Source organism: Dyadobacter sandarakinus, assembly GCF_016894445.1.
Taxonomy (GTDB): Bacteria; Bacteroidota; Bacteroidia; order Cytophagales; family Spirosomataceae; genus Dyadobacter; species Dyadobacter sandarakinus.
Genome location: NZ_CP056775.1, coordinates 706692 through 724306, shown reverse-complemented (window position 1 = coordinate 724306; position 17615 = coordinate 706692). Strand labels below are relative to the sequence as shown.

At 50.7% G+C, this 17615-nt stretch carries 14 protein-coding genes; 11 read left to right on the top strand and 3 right to left on the bottom strand.

Annotated elements, in window-relative coordinates; all coding sequences use genetic code 11:
* The first annotated feature begins 44 nt into the window (after positions 1–44).
* Complete coding sequence (gene lspA / locus HWI92_RS02845; protein WP_229248779.1) at positions 45–566, top strand: signal peptidase II; 522 nt, start codon at positions 45–47, stop codon at positions 564–566.
* 98 nt (positions 567–664) lie between these two features.
* Here the strand turns inward: lspA and HWI92_RS02840 are convergent, their stop codons facing one another.
* Complete coding sequence (locus HWI92_RS02840) at positions 665–2935, bottom strand: aconitate hydratase (protein ID WP_204660689.1); 2271 nt, start codon at positions 2933–2935, stop codon at positions 665–667.
* A 320-nt stretch (positions 2936–3255) separates the two neighbouring features.
* On the opposite strand from HWI92_RS02840, the gene topA reads away from it, so the two are divergent.
* From topA to HWI92_RS02820, 4 genes are all read left to right on the top strand, one after another.
* Complete coding sequence (gene topA, locus HWI92_RS02835; RefSeq protein ID WP_204660688.1) at positions 3256–5688, top strand: type I DNA topoisomerase; 2433 nt, start codon at positions 3256–3258, stop codon at positions 5686–5688.
* Positions 5689–5788: 100 nt separating this feature from the next.
* Positions 5789–6475 carry an SIR2 family NAD-dependent protein deacylase gene (locus HWI92_RS02830; RefSeq protein ID WP_204660687.1) on the top strand — a complete coding sequence of 229 codons (687 nt, stop codon included), beginning with the start codon at positions 5789–5791 and terminating at the stop codon, positions 6473–6475.
* A gap of 5 nt (positions 6476–6480) precedes the next feature.
* Positions 6481–7362, top strand: coding sequence for a bifunctional 5,10-methylenetetrahydrofolate dehydrogenase/5,10-methenyltetrahydrofolate cyclohydrolase (locus tag HWI92_RS02825; protein ID WP_204660686.1), 882 nt, complete (start codon positions 6481–6483; stop codon positions 7360–7362).
* A 35-nt stretch (positions 7363–7397) separates the two neighbouring features.
* Entirely contained in the window at positions 7398–8429 is a 1032-nt protein-coding gene (locus HWI92_RS02820) for a helix-turn-helix transcriptional regulator (RefSeq protein WP_204660685.1), read from the top strand.
* Between the two features lies 1 nt (position 8430).
* Here the strand turns inward: HWI92_RS02820 and HWI92_RS02815 are convergent, their stop codons facing one another.
* Both HWI92_RS02815 and HWI92_RS02810 read right to left on the bottom strand, forming a co-directional pair.
* The gene (locus tag HWI92_RS02815) at positions 8431–9204 is read right to left on the bottom strand and encodes a hypothetical protein (RefSeq protein ID WP_204660684.1); all 774 of its coding nucleotides are present in this window, start codon (positions 9202–9204) and stop codon (positions 8431–8433) included.
* Positions 9197–10267, bottom strand: coding sequence for an AMP-binding protein (locus tag HWI92_RS02810; RefSeq protein ID WP_204660683.1), 1071 nt, complete (start codon positions 10265–10267; stop codon positions 9197–9199). The genes HWI92_RS02815 and HWI92_RS02810 overlap by 8 nt, the downstream gene beginning before the upstream one ends.
* A gap of 177 nt (positions 10268–10444) precedes the next feature.
* On the opposite strand from HWI92_RS02810, the gene menB reads away from it, so the two are divergent.
* The 6 genes from menB to thrS all read left to right on the top strand — a co-directional run bounded on the left by menB (position 10445) and on the right by thrS (position 17608).
* Positions 10445–11269: a 1,4-dihydroxy-2-naphthoyl-CoA synthase gene (gene menB / locus HWI92_RS02805; protein ID WP_204660682.1), complete on the top strand. Its 825-nt coding sequence runs from the start codon at positions 10445–10447 to the stop codon at positions 11267–11269.
* Between the two features lie 29 nt (positions 11270–11298).
* The gene (locus HWI92_RS02800; RefSeq protein WP_204660681.1) at positions 11299–11709 is read left to right on the top strand and encodes an EVE domain-containing protein; all 411 of its coding nucleotides are present in this window, start codon (positions 11299–11301) and stop codon (positions 11707–11709) included.
* A complete protein-coding gene (locus HWI92_RS02795) occupies positions 11699–13276 on the top strand; it encodes a hypothetical protein (RefSeq protein ID WP_229248770.1) in 1578 nt (525 codons plus the stop codon). The genes HWI92_RS02800 and HWI92_RS02795 overlap by 11 nt, the downstream gene beginning before the upstream one ends.
* Before the next feature lie 168 nt (positions 13277–13444).
* Positions 13445–14341, top strand: coding sequence for a class I SAM-dependent methyltransferase (locus HWI92_RS02790; protein ID WP_204660680.1), 897 nt, complete (start codon positions 13445–13447; stop codon positions 14339–14341).
* A gap of 23 nt (positions 14342–14364) precedes the next feature.
* A complete protein-coding gene (locus HWI92_RS02785) occupies positions 14365–15570 on the top strand; it encodes a tetratricopeptide repeat protein (RefSeq protein ID WP_229248759.1) in 1206 nt (401 codons plus the stop codon).
* Positions 15571–15661: 91 nt separating this feature from the next.
* On the top strand, positions 15662–17608 hold the full coding sequence (gene thrS, locus HWI92_RS02780) for a threonine--tRNA ligase (protein WP_204660679.1): 1947 nt from the start codon (positions 15662–15664) through the stop codon (positions 17606–17608).
* The last annotated feature ends 7 nt before the right edge of the window (positions 17609–17615 follow it).

The following is a 17615-nucleotide window of genomic DNA, read 5'->3' as shown; positions in this document are numbered from 1 at the left end:
AGTCCGGTTGTTTTTTGTTGATTGATGAAAGTAATATTCTCAGTATGATTGAAAAAGCAACCGGCCGGCTGGCCAGGAATGTGGTCATTACGCTTATCCTCATCACCAATATCGGCTGCGACCAGATTTCGAAGAACATCGTGCGGCAAAAAGTAGGCTTCTACGAGCGCATTGATATAATCAAAGATCATCTTACGGTTACCTATGTTGAAAATCCGGGTGCATTCCTGAGCATCGGGAGTTCACTGCCGCCTGCATTACGCCTTACTATTCTGTCAGTGATCCCGCTGATCACTCTTCTTTTCGGTATTTTCTACCTGCTGACTCAAAGAAGCCTCACCCGGATGAGTACCCTCGCCCTGAGCTTTGCAATTGGCGGAGGTATCGGCAACATTTATGACCGAATGATCCACGGCTCTGTGACAGACTTTCTCCATGTCAAATTCGGGATTGTACAAACCGGCATTTTCAACATGGCAGACGTGTCCATTGTTACCGGCATGCTCATTTTCTTTGTCCAGGCCTACTCACGGCAAGCCCGGCGCCTGCTGAGGTACACCAAATAAGTATCCAGCTCTTATTTCAATCCGGATTTAAAATAGCATATACATGAAAAAAGCTCCTTTCGGAGCTTTCTTCATGTATATCAATCAGTATGCGCTGATCAGGATGCTGCAACGGACCTGCGGATGATATTCAATGCTGATCCAGCCCTGAACCACTCTATCTGCTGTTCGTTGTAGGTATGGTTTACCGGGAACTCGTCGATGGTACCATCATTGTGATGCAGCACGATTGTCAGCGGCTGTCCTTCTGAAAAGGTTTGCAGTCCGAGGATGTCAATCGTATCGTCTTCCTGAATCTTGTCGTAATCTGCATTGTTAGAAAATGTCAATGCAAGCATACCCTGCTTTTTCAGGTTGGTTTCGTGGATACGGGCAAACGACTTGGTCAGGATTGCACGTACACCCAGGAAGCGCGGCTCCATAGCTGCATGTTCACGGGAAGAACCTTCGCCGTAGTTTTCATCTCCCACAACAATCGTAGCAATGCCGTGCGCCTTGTAGTCACGTTGTACGGCAGGTACTTCGCTGTACTGGTTTGTCAGCTGGTTTTTAACGGTGTTGGTTTTCTCGTTATAATAGTTAACCGCACCAATCAGCATGTTATTGGAAATGTTATCCAGGTGACCGCGGTATTTCAACCACGGACCTGCCATTGAAATATGGTCAGTCGTACATTTTCCTTTGGCCTTGATCAGCAGTTTCAAACCTTTCAGGTCGGTACCTTCCCATGCAGGGAATGGAGCCAACAGTTGAAGACGGTCAGAATCAGGACGAACAAGTACCTGTACCTGGCTTCCGTCTTCGGCAGGTGCCTGGTAACCCGCATCTTCCACAGCATAACCATGTGTAGGAAGTTCAAGACCGCTCGGTTCATCAAGCATTACTTCCTGGCCTTCCACATTCACCAGCTTGTCCGTACGGGGATCGAAGGTCAGGCGGCCGGCAATAGCCATGGCTGTAACAATTTCCGGAGAGGCTACAAACGAGTGCGTGTTAGGATTACCATCTGCACGTTTGGAGAAGTTACGGTTAAACGATGTGATGATGGAGTTTCTTTCTCCTTTTTCAGCACCATGGCGTGCCCACTGTCCGATACAAGGTCCGCAGGCATTGGCCAGCACTACCCCGCCGATCTCGGCAAAAGTATCCAGGTAGCCATCGCGTTCAACAGTATAACGCACCAGCTCGGAGCCGGGCGTAATGGTATATTCTGAACTTACGGTCAGTTTTTTGTCAACAGCCTGACGTGCCAGTGAGGCAGCGCGGCTTACATCTTCGTAGGAAGAGTTGGTACAAGATCCGATCAGACCTACTGAAAGTTCTTCAGGCCAGCCATTTTCACGCACTGCAGTTGCAAACTTGGACAGCGGCCACGCCAGATCCGGCGTGAATGGTCCGTTGATATGCGGTTCCAGTGTCGAAAGGTCAAGCTCGATCAGCTGATCATAGTAAGTAGCAGGATCTGCATACACCTCATCGTCGGAGCGCAGGTTGGCTGCCACCGCATCCGCTGCGTCAGCGATCTCGGCACGCTCGGTGGCACGCAGGTAAGCTGCACTTCTGCGGTCATAGGCAAAAATCGAAGTAGTTGCCCCGATTTCAGCACCCATGTTACAGATCGTCGCTTTACCGGTTGCAGAAATGCTTTCAGCACCGTCGCCGAAATATTCAACCACATACCCTGTACCACCTTTTACAGTCAGCTGACCCGCAACCCAAAGAATCACATCTTTGGCAGCTGTCCAGCCGCTCAGCTTGCCGGTAAGTTTCACACCGATCAGCCTTGGCATCTTAAGCTCCCAAGCAAGTCCTGACATCACATCGCTGGCATCAGCGCCACCCACACCAATCGCGATCATTCCCAGACCACCGGCATTGGGCGTATGGGAGTCTGTACCGATCATCATACCGCCCGGGAATGCATAATTTTCAAGCACTACCTGGTGAATGATACCGGCACCAGCGCGCCAGAAACCCAAACCATATTTATTGGAAACGGACGAGAGGAAATCGTAAACTTCTTTATTTTTATCAACGGCATTCTGTAAATCAGGGGTTGCTCCCACTTCCGCCTGGATCAGGTGATCACAGTGTACGGTGGAAGGTACCGCTACCTGCGGACGTCCTGCCTGCATAAACTGCAGAAGCGCCATTTGCGCAGTAGCATCCTGCATAGCCACGCGGTCCGGAGCAAAATCTACATATGACTTACCACGTTCGTATACCTGGGTAGGAGTTCCTTCCCATAAGTGAGAGTATAAAATCTTCTCTGCCAAGGTCAAAGGCCGCCCTGCTATATTCCGAGCAGCTTCCACTCTTTCCTGCATGCGGGCATACACGCCCTTAATCATGTCTAAGTCAAAAGCCATAGTAAATAACTATTATTGAGATTATCGGTTGTCAATAAACACGCGAAAGTACTAAATTACAAAACATAACAGGGCATGGAGATCCTTTTTCCACCCTATTTAGCATGATTATGAACTAGTCTTCTCCATTGATAACCGAACCCCAAATCAAATTGTTCTGGAGTGCGGTACATTTCAAAAATTATTTGAAATAAAATCCTGCAAAGGGTTGGGGCACACGGCACATATTTATGCGACAAGGCAGCAACTTTGATTTTTTGTCCCATTCTACCCTATATTTGGACAATCAAACTGCTACCAGATCCCTTAAATCAAAAGATATGTCAAAGAATCTGGTGATCGTAGAGTCACCGGCGAAGGCCAAAACCATTGAGAACTATCTAGGACAGGATTTCACCGTAAAATCGAGCTTCGGGCACGTTCGTGACCTTCCGGAGCATGATATGGGGGTGGATGTGGAACATGGTTTTCAGCCCTCGTACGAGATCTCTTCCGATAAAGTTAAGGTGATATCCGAGCTTAAAAAGCTCGCCAAAGATGCCGAAGTGTGGCTGGCGACGGATGATGACCGCGAGGGCGAAGCCATCTCGTGGCACCTGAAAGAAGCATTGGGACTACCCGATGATACCAAGCGGATTGTGTTCAGGGAAATCACCAAATCAGCGCTGCAGAATGCCATAGCCAGGCCCCGGACCATTGATGCCGACCTGGTGGATGCACAGCAGGCGCGCCGGATTCTGGACCGCCTGGTAGGATACGAACTTTCGCCCGTCCTCTGGAAGAAAATCCGGATTGGAAAACAAAACCTTTCTGCCGGCCGTGTACAATCTGTAGCAGTACGGATTATTGTAGAAAGAGAGCGTGAGATCGATGCTTTCAAAAGCAAAAGCAGCTACAAGATCACAGCACGGTTTGACCTGGGAAATGGCAAGATCCTGAATGCCGAGCTTCCGCGTAATTTCACGACCGAAGACGAGGCTGTCAAATTCCTGGAAAGGTGCGTGGGTGCTCAGTTTTCTATCAAAAACCTGGAAGTAAAACCTGCTAAAAAAACCCCTGCACCCCCTTTTACGACTTCTACCCTGCAACAGGAAGCATCCCGTAAGCTGAGCTTTTCGGTGGCACAGACCATGAGCGTAGCCCAGCGGCTGTACGAAGCCGGTAAGATCTCCTATATGCGTACCGACTCTACAAACCTGTCGGAAGAGGCACTCGATAAGGCCAAGCAGCAGATCACCCGCGAGTATGGCCAGGATTTCCACCACCGCCGGATTTTCAAGACCAAGTCAGAATCCGCGCAGGAAGCGCACGAAGCCATCAGGCCTACCGACTTTTCGACCCTGCAGGGCAGCAGCGACCGCAACGAGCAGCGTCTGTATGAGCTGATCTGGAAGCGCGCGATCGCCTCGCAGATGTCTGATGCACAGCTCGAACGCACGACGGCGACGATCGGCATTTCGACCACGAACGAGGAGCTTGTGGCGCAAGGCGAGGTGATCAAGTTTGAGGGCTTTCTGAAAGTGTACATGGAGTCAAGTGATGAGGAGGGGGATGAGGAACAAAAAGGAATGCTGCCTCCGCTGAACATCAGCCAGATACTCAACCTGGCAGATATGAAAGCTACGGAACGTTTTACGCGTAACCCGCCGCGCTATACGGAAGCGAGTCTGGTCAAGAAACTGGAAGAAATGGGGATCGGACGTCCGTCCACCTATGCACCCACGATTTCCACGATCCTGAAAAGGGAGTATATTGTTAAGGAAGACAGGCCGGGTACAGAAAGGGAATTTAAAGAATTCACCCTGGCATCTGATCAGATCAAGAGCAAGGTCAACAAGGAAATATACGGTTCTGAGAAATCGAAGCTTTTCCCGACAAGTGCGGGAATGGTGGTGAATGATTTTCTGGTAAGCCACTTTAATGATATCATTGATTACTCCTTTACGGCCAATGTCGAAAAAGACTTTGACCATATAGCAGAAGGTAGCCTGGCGTGGCGTCAGATGATCAAAAACTTTTATACTCCGTTTCAGAAAAAAATAGCGGAGGTAAAAGAAGAAGCATTTGACAAAAGCCTGACCTCCCGAGACCTGGGCGAAGATCCCGCCACTGGCAAAAAAGTGTCTGTGCGAATCGGAAAGTATGGTCCTTATGTGCAGATCGGTGATGTGGAAGACGAAGAAAAGCCACGATTCGCCAGCCTGCAGAAAGGTCAGCTCATGGAATCCATCACCCTGGATGAGGCATTTGAGCTTTTCAAGCTGCCTCGGCAGGTGGGCTTTTATGAGGATAAAGATCTGGTTGTCAATGTGGGTAAGTTCGGACCTTACGTAAAGCACGACGGAAAGTATTATTCCCTGGCGCGTACCGACGATCCGATGGCGGTTACGGAAGAGCGGCTTATCCAGATCATCACTGAAAAGCGGGTAGCGGAACTCAGCCGCACTATCAAGGAATTCAGTGAAGATGCTGATGTAAAGGTACTTAATGGAAAATACGGTCCTTATATCGCATTTGGTAAAAAGAATGTAAAAATCCCGAAAGGTACCGAGCCGGGAGCCCTCACCTATGAGGAGGTGGTGAAGCTCGCCGCCGAAACACCCGATAAGCCGGCAGGTCGTGGCGCTGCCCGCAAGCCGGCTGCAAAGGCTGCCCCGAAAGAGCCTGCTGCAAAATCTCCGGCTGCCAAAACTGCCGCAAAATCCGCTGCTGCCAAGAAGCCGGCAGCGAAGAAAGCCGCAGGCAAAAGCTGATGTATCTGCCACGGATGCACGGATTTTCACGAATGCAATGCGCTGTCCTTAATTCGTGTACATTCGTGCATTCGTGGCTTTAAAGTAAATATCCAGGTCAATGAAAAAACTTGTAGTTCTGTCGGGAGCGGGAGTGAGTGCGGAAAGTGGCATCAGCACTTTCCGGGACAATAATGGACTTTGGGACAATTACCGCATTGAAGATGTAGCTACGCCCGAAGCCTGGGAGAAAAACCAGGAGCTGGTGCTCGACTTTTATAATCAGCGCCGCAAGCAGGCCTTTACAGTAAAACCCAATGCCGCCCACTATGGGCTGGCAGCATTGGAAAAGCACTTTGACGTAACCATTATCACGCAAAATGTCGATAACCTGCATGAAATTGCCGGCTCGACCAACGTGATACACCTGCACGGCGAACTGTTTAAATCCAGAAGCACCAAAAACCCTGACCTGGTGTACCAGATGGAATCCTGGGAGCTGAACCCAGGTGACCTTTGCGAACTCGGCAGCCAGCTTCGCCCGCATATTGTGTGGTTTGGTGAGGAAGTACCCATGATGGAAGTGGCCGTGGAAGTAGCCGAGCAGGCCGACATTTTTGTCATCATCGGCACTTCGCTTGCAGTGTATCCTGCCGCCGGTCTGGTCCATTACATAGGAGCTTCCAAACCCATTTACATCATTGATCCTGCTAAACCCGACATTCATCTGAAACCGAACATGACCTTCATTAAGGAAAAAGCGACTGTCGGAATGGAAATCCTTGTTAATAACCTGATTGCTGAATAATACCCATGCAACTACTTGACGGGAAGGCTATATCTTCCCAAATCAAAGCCGAAATCAAAGAAGAAGTTGAAAAGTGGATTGCCGGTGGCGGCAAAAAGCCGCATCTGGCGGCGATCCTCGTAGGCAATAACGGAGCCAGTGAAACCTACGTTGCTTCCAAGATCCGGAGCTGCGAGGAAATCGGCTTCACCTCTACCCTGCTCCGCTTTGAGCCTGATGTTACCGAGGAAGAGCTGCTCAATGCCGTAGCCACGCTCAATAATGATCCGGATGTAGACGGCTTCATTGTACAACTTCCGCTGCCGGGCCATATTTCTGAAAATACGGTTATGGAGGCTGTCAATCCCGCGAAGGATGTAGACGGGTTTCATCCTGTGAATGTGGGTAAAATGTGCAAAGGACTGCCTGCTTACATTTCAGCTACACCTTTCGGTATTCTGGAAATGCTGATCCGGGCAGGCATTGAAACCAGCGGAAAACATTGCGTGGTCATCGGAAGAAGCCAGATCGTGGGCCTGCCCATGAGCATTCTGATGCAGCGTAATGCCTATCCCGGCAACTGTACTGTAACCATCACGCACAGCAAAACGCAGAACCTCAAAGAAATCTGCCAGACTGCAGACATCCTGATCGTTGCATTGGGGCGACCTGAGTTTGTAAAGGCCGATTACGTGAAGGAAGGCGCAGTGGTGATCGACGTAGGAATATCCCGCGTAGCCGACGCTACCCGCAAAAGCGGCTTTGCAATTAAAGGCGATGTGGACTTCAATGATGTTGCGCCCAAAACGAGCTACATTACCCCGGTACCCGGCGGTGTAGGACTGATGACCATCTGCGGACTGCTGACAAACACATTCAAAGCGGCCAAAAAAGAGATTTACCAGTAAGTATAAATGTATATATTGCAGCAAATGCCATTTTTATGAGTATTGTCAGCAATAATATCAAGTATCTGAGAAGGCTGAACGGGCTGACGCAGGAGCAGTTCGCCAGGAAAATCGCTATCAAAAGGTCGCTGCTTGGCGCCTATGAGGAAGCACGCGCCAATCCCAACCTGACCAACCTGAAGAACATGGCGGCAGCGTTCGGGATCACGGTGGATAACCTGCTCAAAAACGACCTGAGAAAGCTGCGCGAGACGCCCGATTTGTCTTTGCCGCTGAATGGTGCCCGGCCCATGACCGTATCACACTCCGGTACTACTTCCCCGGGCAATGCACGTCTGCAGGTTTTCTCGGATCCGCAGCCTTTGTCCAAAATACTGGAACAATACCCGGCGCCGGAGGCTGAGATCCGCACGGTTTCAAGGCAGGTAAACCTGAAACCGGTAAGTGGAGAACCAGTACCGCCAGCTGCTTCACGCTCCAAAGAGGCTGTTGCTGCGCCGGTAATCCAGCCTGCGGCACCTCAGCCGCAGTTTCCGGTTTTTAACAATCAGTATACCACTGCCGGCATCACGGCTCCTGCTACGGACACTTTTGCAACCATACAGTGGGTGGCCCGAAGCCGTGAAAGTGAGTACCTCGCCAATTTTCAGAATCCCGCATATCTCTCTCAATTACCTGTTTTCCAACTTCCTAATCTCTCCGCAGGCTACTATCGTGCATTTGAAGGCGGACAGGATTTCCCATTTGCCGGCTCCCTGCTGATCGGGACATTTGTGCGGAACTGGTATGAAATACAGGATGGCATGCAATACGTTTTTGTGCTGCGCAATGCCGGAGTTGTGTACAGGAAGGCATTTAACCAGGTAAAAACAACAGGTAACCTGCTGCTGCTTTCGGACCTTCGGGATATAGGGGAAATGCAGGTACCCTTGCAGGACGTGTACGAAGTGTGGGAGATCAGAGCATTTGTAAGTGCCCAGCTCCCTCCGCCACAGCCGTCGCTCGACAAGATTGCCGCGCTGGCAGACGAACTGCAGAAGGAGCTGGATCAGTACCGGGCGGGCTGACCTACTTTCGCAATGCGACGAAAAGGGCGTCGATTTTGGGAAGATCCTTGCTTTTCGGAGCTGATTCTACAATCGATACGCCAAGCTGATACCATAATCCATCACCCGCTGTAATGTACTTACCAGGCTTGTTCGGGCGGGACCGCGCGGCCATGTCTGCCAGAAAATCGGCACGGTACACGGTATCCATAATCTTCTGAAGCTTTGGCCAGTCCAGTTGCTGTGGTTTCTCGCCAAGCTTGGATAATGTGAGCATTTTTGTTGCAAATGACGCTTTCAGATCCAGCGTAAACGGCTGACCATCGCCTATTTCCAGGTAAGTCATCTCAAAAGGCTTTTCCTTTCCACTGGCTTCGAAGATCGCCTGCATAAATTCCTGAAGGAAATAGGTCCACCGCTCTTTATCCACAGGATAAATCGTCACATTCTTGTTATTTTCTTCAAGCTCGATCTCAATAAAATCCTCATATTCCACTTCCTCGCGCTTCCTGATCATTTTGGATGACCCGAAGATCTCACCAAATTCATTGATCCACACGGGCGGTACTTTGCCGCTCCAATGGTAATCGTCATTGGCAGTGAACCCTTCGTCGATCAGATCTTCCTCGCTCATTTCGTCCCGCTCGGTGTAGGTAATGCCAAAATCAACCCAGAGCTCTATGGCAGAACGAACATCCAGCCGCAAGGTATAGAAGTGCGAAAATGGCGCCGGGGTAATGGGTGCGGTCTGGAAACGGATGGTGTATTCGGCAGGTATTTGAAGGTCTTTATCCATGTAATGCTTTCAGTATCTGATTAATCGTAGCACGTTTATCGACTTTATCCGTCGGTGTTTTGCTGAATCGGGGCGTAAAGTAAGTATGTTTTGGGACTTCATAAGCATGCAGTTTGTCCGCAGCCGCCCTGTAAACTGCAGTTTCCAGCGCTGCATCGCTTTGTCCCTCAATGACCAGCACGAGTTTCTGACCCAGTTTTTCATCTTCCACATACCACGAAAAAAAAGGGCCGTGGAAAGCCAGCGCTTCCAGGATCTGCGCAAGCGTATTGTCAATATGGTCCAGCACAATTTTGACACCGCCCGAATTGATTACCTGATCCGCACGTCCCGTCCACCGGAAGGTATTGCCGCTGATTTCTACCAGATCGTTGGTTTGTACCCGTTCATTATTTGTAACGTCACCTTCCACAAACAGGCAGCCGCGCTCATCCGTACCGAAGCGGATGCCGGGAAGAAAGGTGTAACTATCCTCGGCTTCCGCCCCGTTCAGCCTGCGCAGGGCCACATGCGAGACCGTCTCCGTCATCCCATAACTCTGATATACGGGTACTGACAGGGTTCTCACACGGCTTTGCAATGCAATACTGACGGGCGCTCCGCCAAGCAGGATTTTGCCGGTACGTTGGATATGATCCTGCAAAAGGGAATTGTCCAGGCAGGTACTGAGCTGCATGGGCACCATGGCAATGAAGTCAAATGAGCTACTGTCGGGTACCTGCTCAAACGGATTACCAGCCGGCTCCACGATCATCAGCTCCCACCCCAGTTCCATACCCCTCACCAGCATCATCAATCCGGCAATGTACCCGGTATTCAAACACACCAATGCTTTCGTACCCTTCCCGAGACCGAGTGCGGTACCCGTCATCGCAGCACTGGCGACCAGCTGACTGCGCCGGATGATGATTTTTTTGGGCAAACCGGTGGAACCCGAAGTTTGCAGCTCAAAACGCTGCTGTCCCGAACGCCACTTTTGCATAAAGTCATAGGCCTGCGCAAAGTAAGGATGCGCAGGCCTGGGCTGTTCTCCAATCACATGAATACTCGTCGTCCAATTCATTCTGCTGCTTTTTTAAAGCTTCCGGCCCATCGTGCAGGTGCCGGGGGTATGGGGAAAGTTATGCATTTGTTTTTGAAGGAAATCTAAACAATCTGTAATTTCGCACATCACGGCAGGCGGCTGAAATGCATTGCAAATGCCGCTTCCGCATTCATCTTCATTTATTTTCCGAAAAATATGTCAAGTACCGCCCGGTGGGAAACCATCAAACAATATGAGGACATCCTCTTTACACTGCACGAAGGAATTGCAAAAATCAGCATAAACCGGCCGCACAAGCACAATGCCTTTACCCCGCAGACCGTCACAGAAATGATTGACGCCATGCACATCTGCCGCGAAGATCCGCGGATTGATGTCATCATCCTTACCGGCGAGGGTGGCAAGGCATTCTGCTCCGGCGGCGACCAGTCGGTGCGCGGCCATGGCGGATATGTAGGCGACGACCACGTGCCGCGCCTCAATGTACTTGACCTTCAGCGTATGATCCGCACGATCCCCAAAGCCGTCATCGCGATGGTAGCGGGCTGGGCGATCGGTGGCGGGCACGTTCTGCATGTGATCTGCGACATTACGATCGCAGCCGACAATGCGCGCTTCGGACAAACCGGTCCAAAGGTAGGAAGCTTTGACGGCGGCTTTGGGGCCTCCTATCTGGCACGCATCGTAGGTCAGAAAAAAGCGCGGGAAATATGGTTCCTGTGCGACCAGTACGATGCCCAGGAAGCATTGGACATGGGGCTCGTGAACAAGGTAGTACCTTTGGACAACCTGGAAGCTACTACCCTTGAATGGGCTAAAAAGATCCAGGAAAAAAGCCCGCTGGCCATACGCATGCTGAAAAGCGCATTCAATGCCGAGCTGGACGGTCAGGCTGGTATCCAGGAGCTGGCAGGCAATGCCACACTTTTATACTACCTGAGCGAAGAAGCCAAGGAAGGGCAGCAGTCATTCCTGGAAAAAAGAAAACCTGATTTCAGCAAGTACCCTAAATTTCCCTGATTCATCAGGCACCGGCAAGCAGCACTACAATGAATTACTGGCTAGTTAAATCTGAACCATTCAAGTACTCCTGGGACCATCTGGTAAAGGATAAAGAGGGCATGTGGGATGGCGTGCGCAACTATGCGGCCCGCAATAACCTCATGGCTATGAAAAAGGAAGACCTGGTACTGTTTTACCACAGCAATGAAGGCAAGGAAGTGGTAGGGCTGGCAAAGGTATCCAAAGAGCATTACCCCGATCCTACCACGGATGATCCGGCCTGGGTAGTGGTGAATGTTGAACCGGTGGAAAAGTTTCCGAAAACGGTAACGCTGGCGCAGATCAAGGCTGACGAGCGCCTGAAAGATATGGCACTGGTCAAATTGTCCAGACTGTCCGTAGTACCGGTGAAACGCGAAGAATTTGACATCATTATCGGTCTTGCGCATGAATCCTAGCCCGGGACGACTTCTGTATGGGCTGATGTGCACGGCGCTGGTCTGCCTTTGGGCGATGGTGTCCGTGGCGCAGGGCGTCAGGCGGGTGGAGCTGCCGCTTGCCGGCAACACGGCTTACCAGTGTGTTCCATTGGGAAAGCAGGGAGTGCTGCTGGTATCCAAGCCGGACAAGAGTACTTTCAACGTACAAAAATTTGATACGGAGCTGAACCGCATCTGGTCCATCGACGGGCCCATTGAATCCAATCTGGATTACATTGCCTCATCTTACGATGGACAGGCTGTTTTCCTGCTTTTCAGCAAATACAGAAGTTCACTTTACCAGATCGTGAAGGTAAATGTAGGGCCGGGTTTTGTGGAAACATTTACGATCAATACCCTGGACCGCTTTGAGATTACTGATTTCAAAACACTGGGATACTCCGTGTTTATGGCTGGTATGGTCCGCAATGAGCCGGTACTCGTTTTTACCCAGCTTACCACCTCGCAGACAAAAGTATTGCCATCGGCCATCAAGGGTTCCAATGCCATCCAAACCGTGGAGGTGGACACCACCCACCGCCTCGTGAATGTTTGTTTTGCGGTTAAAAAAGGCAGGCAAACGCGCATTGTGGCGCGCTCCTATGAAGAAACCGGAGAGCTTTATACGCAGGTTTCCGTGGAGCCGGAAGATGATTTTTCATTGCTCAGCGGAAGGTTGCAGGTACTCAGCGACTCGGTCAGGATCGTAATCGGAACGTATGGCTACCGCAATATGCAAAGCAGCTCGGTTGCCGCGTCCCAGGGATTGTATATCAGTAAAATTGTGAATGACACGCCCGTTTTTACGCGTTACCACAGCTTTACAGATTTTCGTAATTTCTTTAACTTCATGAATGAGCGGCAGCAGGAAAAAATGGAGCGCCGCATCCGCAAGAAAAAAGAGAGCGGGGACGATGTTAAGCTGAATTACCGCCTGCTGGTGCATGATATTGTTCCAAGAAATAATGATTTTCTGCTTGTTGCAGAAGTATTTTACCCCGAATACCGATACCAGAGCCCCGGTATGATGGGCATGGGCTACGGCGGATTCATGGGCTATCCCTTCGGGATGGGACTTTACAATCCTTACCTGTGGAATCCCATGTACGGAGGGAGAGGCGGCTACAATCAGCAGGTGTTCGACGGATTTACCTATACCCATGCAGTGGTCGCCGACATTGACCAGAACGGACGGCTGATCTGGGATAACAGCCTCAGCTTTGACCGTGTAAAAAGCATGGAGCTGAAAGAAAAGATTAAGGTACAGACCTTGCAAAATGGCAGCTCGAAACTGGTGTACAGCCACAATGGCGCCATCCGCAGCAAGCTGATCCAGGGCGACCGCGTACTTGACGGCGACCAGGCCATTCCCATTGAAACCAGCATGGAAGGAGATAAAGTACGCCGCACCAGCACAGATGACATTGATTACTGGTACGACAACTTTTATATTACCTGGGGCGAGCAGCGCATTGTCAATCCGGCAGGTGATGCACAAACGAGAGGACGCAGGAACGTGTTTTATCTGAACAAAATCGCATACTAGCTATTCGGCGGTCGGCGGTCGGCGGTCGGCGGTCGGCGGTCGGCGGTCAGGAACTCACTCTGTTATTACCAGGTTCCCAATAAAATAATTAGTCACGCAAAAAAGCCGAAAGCTGACAGCCGAAAGCCAACAGCCTACAGCCACCAGCCATTCAAAACAACCATCCCATTGATCACCATTTCCCCAACACACCATACCGACTACCAGCTGATCGACAGCGGTGGTTTTGAGAAGCTGGAAAAATTTGGCCCATACGTACTTTCAAGGCCCGAGCCACAGGCTATCTGGGATAAGTCGCTGTCAGAAGCAGAGTGGGAACAACGTTCCAATGCGGTTTTTAAAAAGGATAAGAACTCACAGGAAAAAGGTCAGTGGATCCAAAAAGGGGAAATGCCCGAAAGGTGGATATTCCAGTACCGTCACAAAAACCTGCATTTACGTTCAAAACTGGCCCTTTCCGCTTTCAAACACGTAGGCGTATTTCCCGAGCAGGCCACCAACTGGGATTACATTGCGGACAGCCTTACCGGGCTTGCGGCTGAAAAACCTTCGGTGCTTAACCTTTTTGCCTATACAGGCATTGCATCACTGGCTGCCCGCGCCGGAGGTGCCGATGTGACCCACGTAGATTCCGTAAAGCAGGTGATCAGCTGGTCGCGGGAAAATATGGAGCTGAGCGGACTCAATAATATTCGCTGGGTGGTGGAAGATGCATTGAAATTTGTTCAGCGCGAAGTCCGCCGCGGTAACCAGTACAACGGGATCATACTCGACCCGCCGGCTTACGGCCGCGGTCCCGACGGAGAAAAATGGCTGCTGGAAGAAAGTCTGAACGAGATACTCCGCCTGTGTGCGCAGTTGCTCAAAAAGGAAAATTACTTTTTTATCATCAACCTGTATTCACTTGGTTTTTCAGCATTAATTGTGGAAAACCTGATGAAGGCACACTTTGGTGACCGGGTTACTCCTGAGTTCGGAGAGCTCTTTATACCCGATTCTTTTGGTAAAAAGCTGCCGCTGGGCGTGTTTGCACGCTTCTCCGACCGGAACACCGGAACAGAATAAATTGTCTCAAAAATCAGAGCGCATTGAATTTGAATCATATGGCCCGGCTTTCCTGTCTGCTGCTCAGCGCCTTGCTGTGGACGATCCTGCTATCGTCCTGCCAGAGCGATGCGCGAAATGCCACGCGGATTCCGCCGGTCGTCAAGAAAACCCGCGCACAGTGGCAGGATGATGCGATGGCCTCCCTGACCGATCTGATCGGCCGCGGTATTGATACGGATATTAATTATTTCAAAAGGGCAAGGATTTACTTTGAGCGGGAGCAGTACACCAAAGCGCTGGACGATATCAATAAATCCATTTATGAACAAAACAATTCCAGCGAGTACTTTTTGCTGAGAGGGAAAGTGTACCGCGAAATGGGCCGCATGGGCAATGCGCTTGAAGATGCCCAGCGCGCGGAAGCTTTGCAGCAGCGCAGTCCCGACCTGTATGTTTTGCTGGCAGACATATACCAGGCTCAGGGACACTTCGGAGAAGCCGCAGGCTACCTCAGCCAGGCTCTGAAAATGGCTCCCTATGATGGCGGTGCCTACTATGTAAAAGGCATACTGCAGGCACGGCAGGGAGATACACTGGCAAGTTTGTCGAGCTTTGACTATGCGACCAGTGTGAACCCAAGATTGCTGCGGGCATATGAACAAAGCATTGCGATTCTGCTTAAACTGAACGATCCCGGCAAAGCACTGGAAGTTAATTCGCGTGCCATCAGGCGGTTTCCCAAAAGTGCGACCCTGCATTTTGAGCGTGGGCAGATATTTCAGTCGATGGCGCTGCCCGATACCGCATTGTACAGCTATGAAATGGCAGTGTCCATTCGCCCGAACTATGAGGAAGCACTCATTCGCGTGGCAGATCTCGGGATACAGCTTCGCCGGTTTCCGCGGGCACTGGCGGCTATTCACCCGCTGCTCCGCATGAAGCCAGCATCCAAGGAAGTGAATAACATGGCGGGATTTTGTTATGAAAAAACCGGCGAGTACGAGCAGGCAAAGGAATACTATACGACGGCGCTCGGCCTGAGCCCGGGTGACCAGGATGCCCGCTACGGACTCTTCCGCATCCGGCAGCGACAGAATGAAGCGATGGATGCGGCTTATGGAACCGTGGACGATGGCGATGATCGCTTCAAACTCCTGGACACCGCCCGCGTGAAGATCACGACGATACAGCCCAGGGGTACTACAAATATCCGCATCGACTCCTCACGAAAGGCTAAAATTGAATAGCTTTGCAAATAAGGGTACTTACCCCGGCATTTTTGCCGTAGCAGCGGAAGATACCAAGCCGTTCTTAGAATCTTTTTTGAAATAAACCTGAATGAAAGACGAGTCTCAAGTAAAAATTACCCTGCCCGACGGTAGTGAACGCTACTACCCGAAAGGAGTTACCGCGCTCGACATCGCGCTCAGCATCAGCGAAGGCCTGGCGCGCAATGTAATTGCTGCCAAAGTGAACACCGAAGTATGGGATCCCACACGTGCGATCACGCAGGATTCTACGGTGAAGCTGCTGACGTGGAATGATGAAGATGGTAAATCCACTTTCTGGCACTCTTCCGCCCACTTGCTGGCGGAGGCACTTGAGGCATTGTATCCCGGTGTTAAATTCGGAACGGGACCGTCCATTGAAAGGGGATTTTATTACGACGTGGACCTGAACGGCCAGTCTTTATCCCAGGAGGATTTCCCGAAAATAGAGGCCAAAATGCTCGAACTGGCTCGTCAGAAAAACGAGTATGTCCGCAAGCCCATCAGCAAGGCTGATGCTATTGAACTGTTTACCAAAAAAGGTGACGAATACAAGCTGGAACTCATTGACGGACTCGCAGATGGTTCGATTACATTGTACGAGCAGGGCGGGTTTACCGACCTTTGCCGCGGTCCTCATATTCCTAACACCGGCTTTATCAAAGCTGCCAAGCTTACGAACGTGGCTGGCGCTTACTGGCGCAACAACCAGGCGAATAAAATGCTTACGCGCATTTACGGGATTACTTTTCCAAAACAAAAAGAACTGGACGAGTACCTGACGCTGATGGAAGAAGCCAAAAAACGGGATCACCGGAAGCTGGGCCGCGAGCTCGAACTCTTTGCATTTTCTGATAAAGTTGGCCAGGGATTGCCGCTTTGGCTGCCCAAAGGTGCGATGCTGCGCGAACGTCTGCAGGCATTTTTGAGCAAGGCACAGTCGAGGGCGGGCTATACCCCCGTGGTTACGCCGCACATCGGCAGCAAGGATCTATATGTTACTTCCGGCCACTGGGATAAGTACGGGAAGGATTCGTTTCAGCCGATCAAAACACCCAACCCGGGTGAGGAATACTTGCTGAAACCCATGAACTGCCCGCATCATTGCGAAATTTATAAAACTTCTCCCCGCTCCTACCGCGACCTGCCGCTGCGCTTTTCGGAGTTTGGTACGGTGTATCGGTACGAGCAGAGCGGCGAGCTGCACGGCCTTACCCGCGTGCGCGGCTTTACACAGGATGATGCACACATCTTCTGCCGGCCCGACCAGGTGAAAGAAGAGTTTATTCGAGTAATCGACCTCGTTTTATATGTGTTCAAATCGTTGGGCTTCAATGATTATAGTGCACAGATATCACTTCGTGACCCGAATGACCGGCAAAAATATATTGGCAAGGATGAAGATTGGGAACGTGCCGAAAATGCGATTATTGAAGCGGCGGCTGAGCGTGGCCTGAATACCGTGACAGAGCTTGGTGAGGCTGCATTTTACGGTCCCAAGCTTGATTTTATGGTGAAAGATGCACTGGGACGTAAATGGCAGCTGGGTACCATTCAGGTAGACTATCAGCTTCCGCAGCGTTTTGAGCTGGAATATACGGGCTCGGACAATCAGAAGCACCGGCCGGTGATGATTCACCGTGCACCATTCGGATCTATGGAGCGGTTTATCGCGATCCTGATCGAGAACAGCGCCGGACAGTTTCCGCTGTGGCTTGCTCCCGACCAGATCTCTATCCTGCCTATTTCCGAAAAGTTTGCGGATTATGCCGAGGAAGTATTTTTCAGATTGCAGGACGAGGATATCCGTGGTTTTGTGGATCACCGTGACGAGAAGATCGGCCGCAAAATCCGCGATTCGGAAGTTTCCAAAGTACCTTTCATGCTGATCCTGGGTGAAAAAGAGGCGGCAGAGGGAAAATTGTCTGTCAGGAGAAAAGGGGAAGGTGACCTGGGCAGTATGACAGTGGACGAATTTGTCAGTTTTTTCAAGAAAGAAGCTGCCGTGATTTCATGATTTCCTG

Bases quoted from the DNA above. Each gene is read 5' to 3' on its own strand.
- HWI92_RS02830 (WP_204660687.1), top strand. From the start codon at position 5,789: ATGAAAAAACTTGTAGTTCTGTCGGGAGCGGGAGTGAGTGCGGAAAGT.
- menB (WP_204660682.1), top strand. From the start codon at position 10,445: ATGTCAAGTACCGCCCGGTGGGAAACCATCAAACAATATGAGGACATC.
- HWI92_RS02840 (WP_204660689.1), bottom strand. From the start codon at position 2,935: ATGGCTTTTGACTTAGACATGATTAAGGGCGTGTATGCCCGCATGCAG.
- HWI92_RS02815 (WP_204660684.1), bottom strand. From the start codon at position 9,204: ATGGATAAAGACCTTCAAATACCTGCCGAATACACCATCCGTTTCCAG.
- HWI92_RS02795 (WP_229248770.1), top strand. From the start codon at position 11,699: ATGAATCCTAGCCCGGGACGACTTCTGTATGGGCTGATGTGCACGGCG.
- HWI92_RS02810 (WP_204660683.1), bottom strand. From the start codon at position 10,267: ATGAATTGGACGACGAGTATTCATGTGATTGGAGAACAGCCCAGGCCT.
- thrS (WP_204660679.1), top strand. From the start codon at position 15,662: ATGAAAGACGAGTCTCAAGTAAAAATTACCCTGCCCGACGGTAGTGAA.
- topA (WP_204660688.1), top strand. From the start codon at position 3,256: ATGTCAAAGAATCTGGTGATCGTAGAGTCACCGGCGAAGGCCAAAACC.
- HWI92_RS02800 (WP_204660681.1), top strand. From the start codon at position 11,299: ATGAATTACTGGCTAGTTAAATCTGAACCATTCAAGTACTCCTGGGAC.
- HWI92_RS02820 (WP_204660685.1), top strand. From the start codon at position 7,398: ATGAGTATTGTCAGCAATAATATCAAGTATCTGAGAAGGCTGAACGGG.
- lspA (WP_229248779.1), top strand. From the start codon at position 45: ATGATTGAAAAAGCAACCGGCCGGCTGGCCAGGAATGTGGTCATTACG.
- HWI92_RS02825 (WP_204660686.1), top strand. From the start codon at position 6,481: ATGCAACTACTTGACGGGAAGGCTATATCTTCCCAAATCAAAGCCGAA.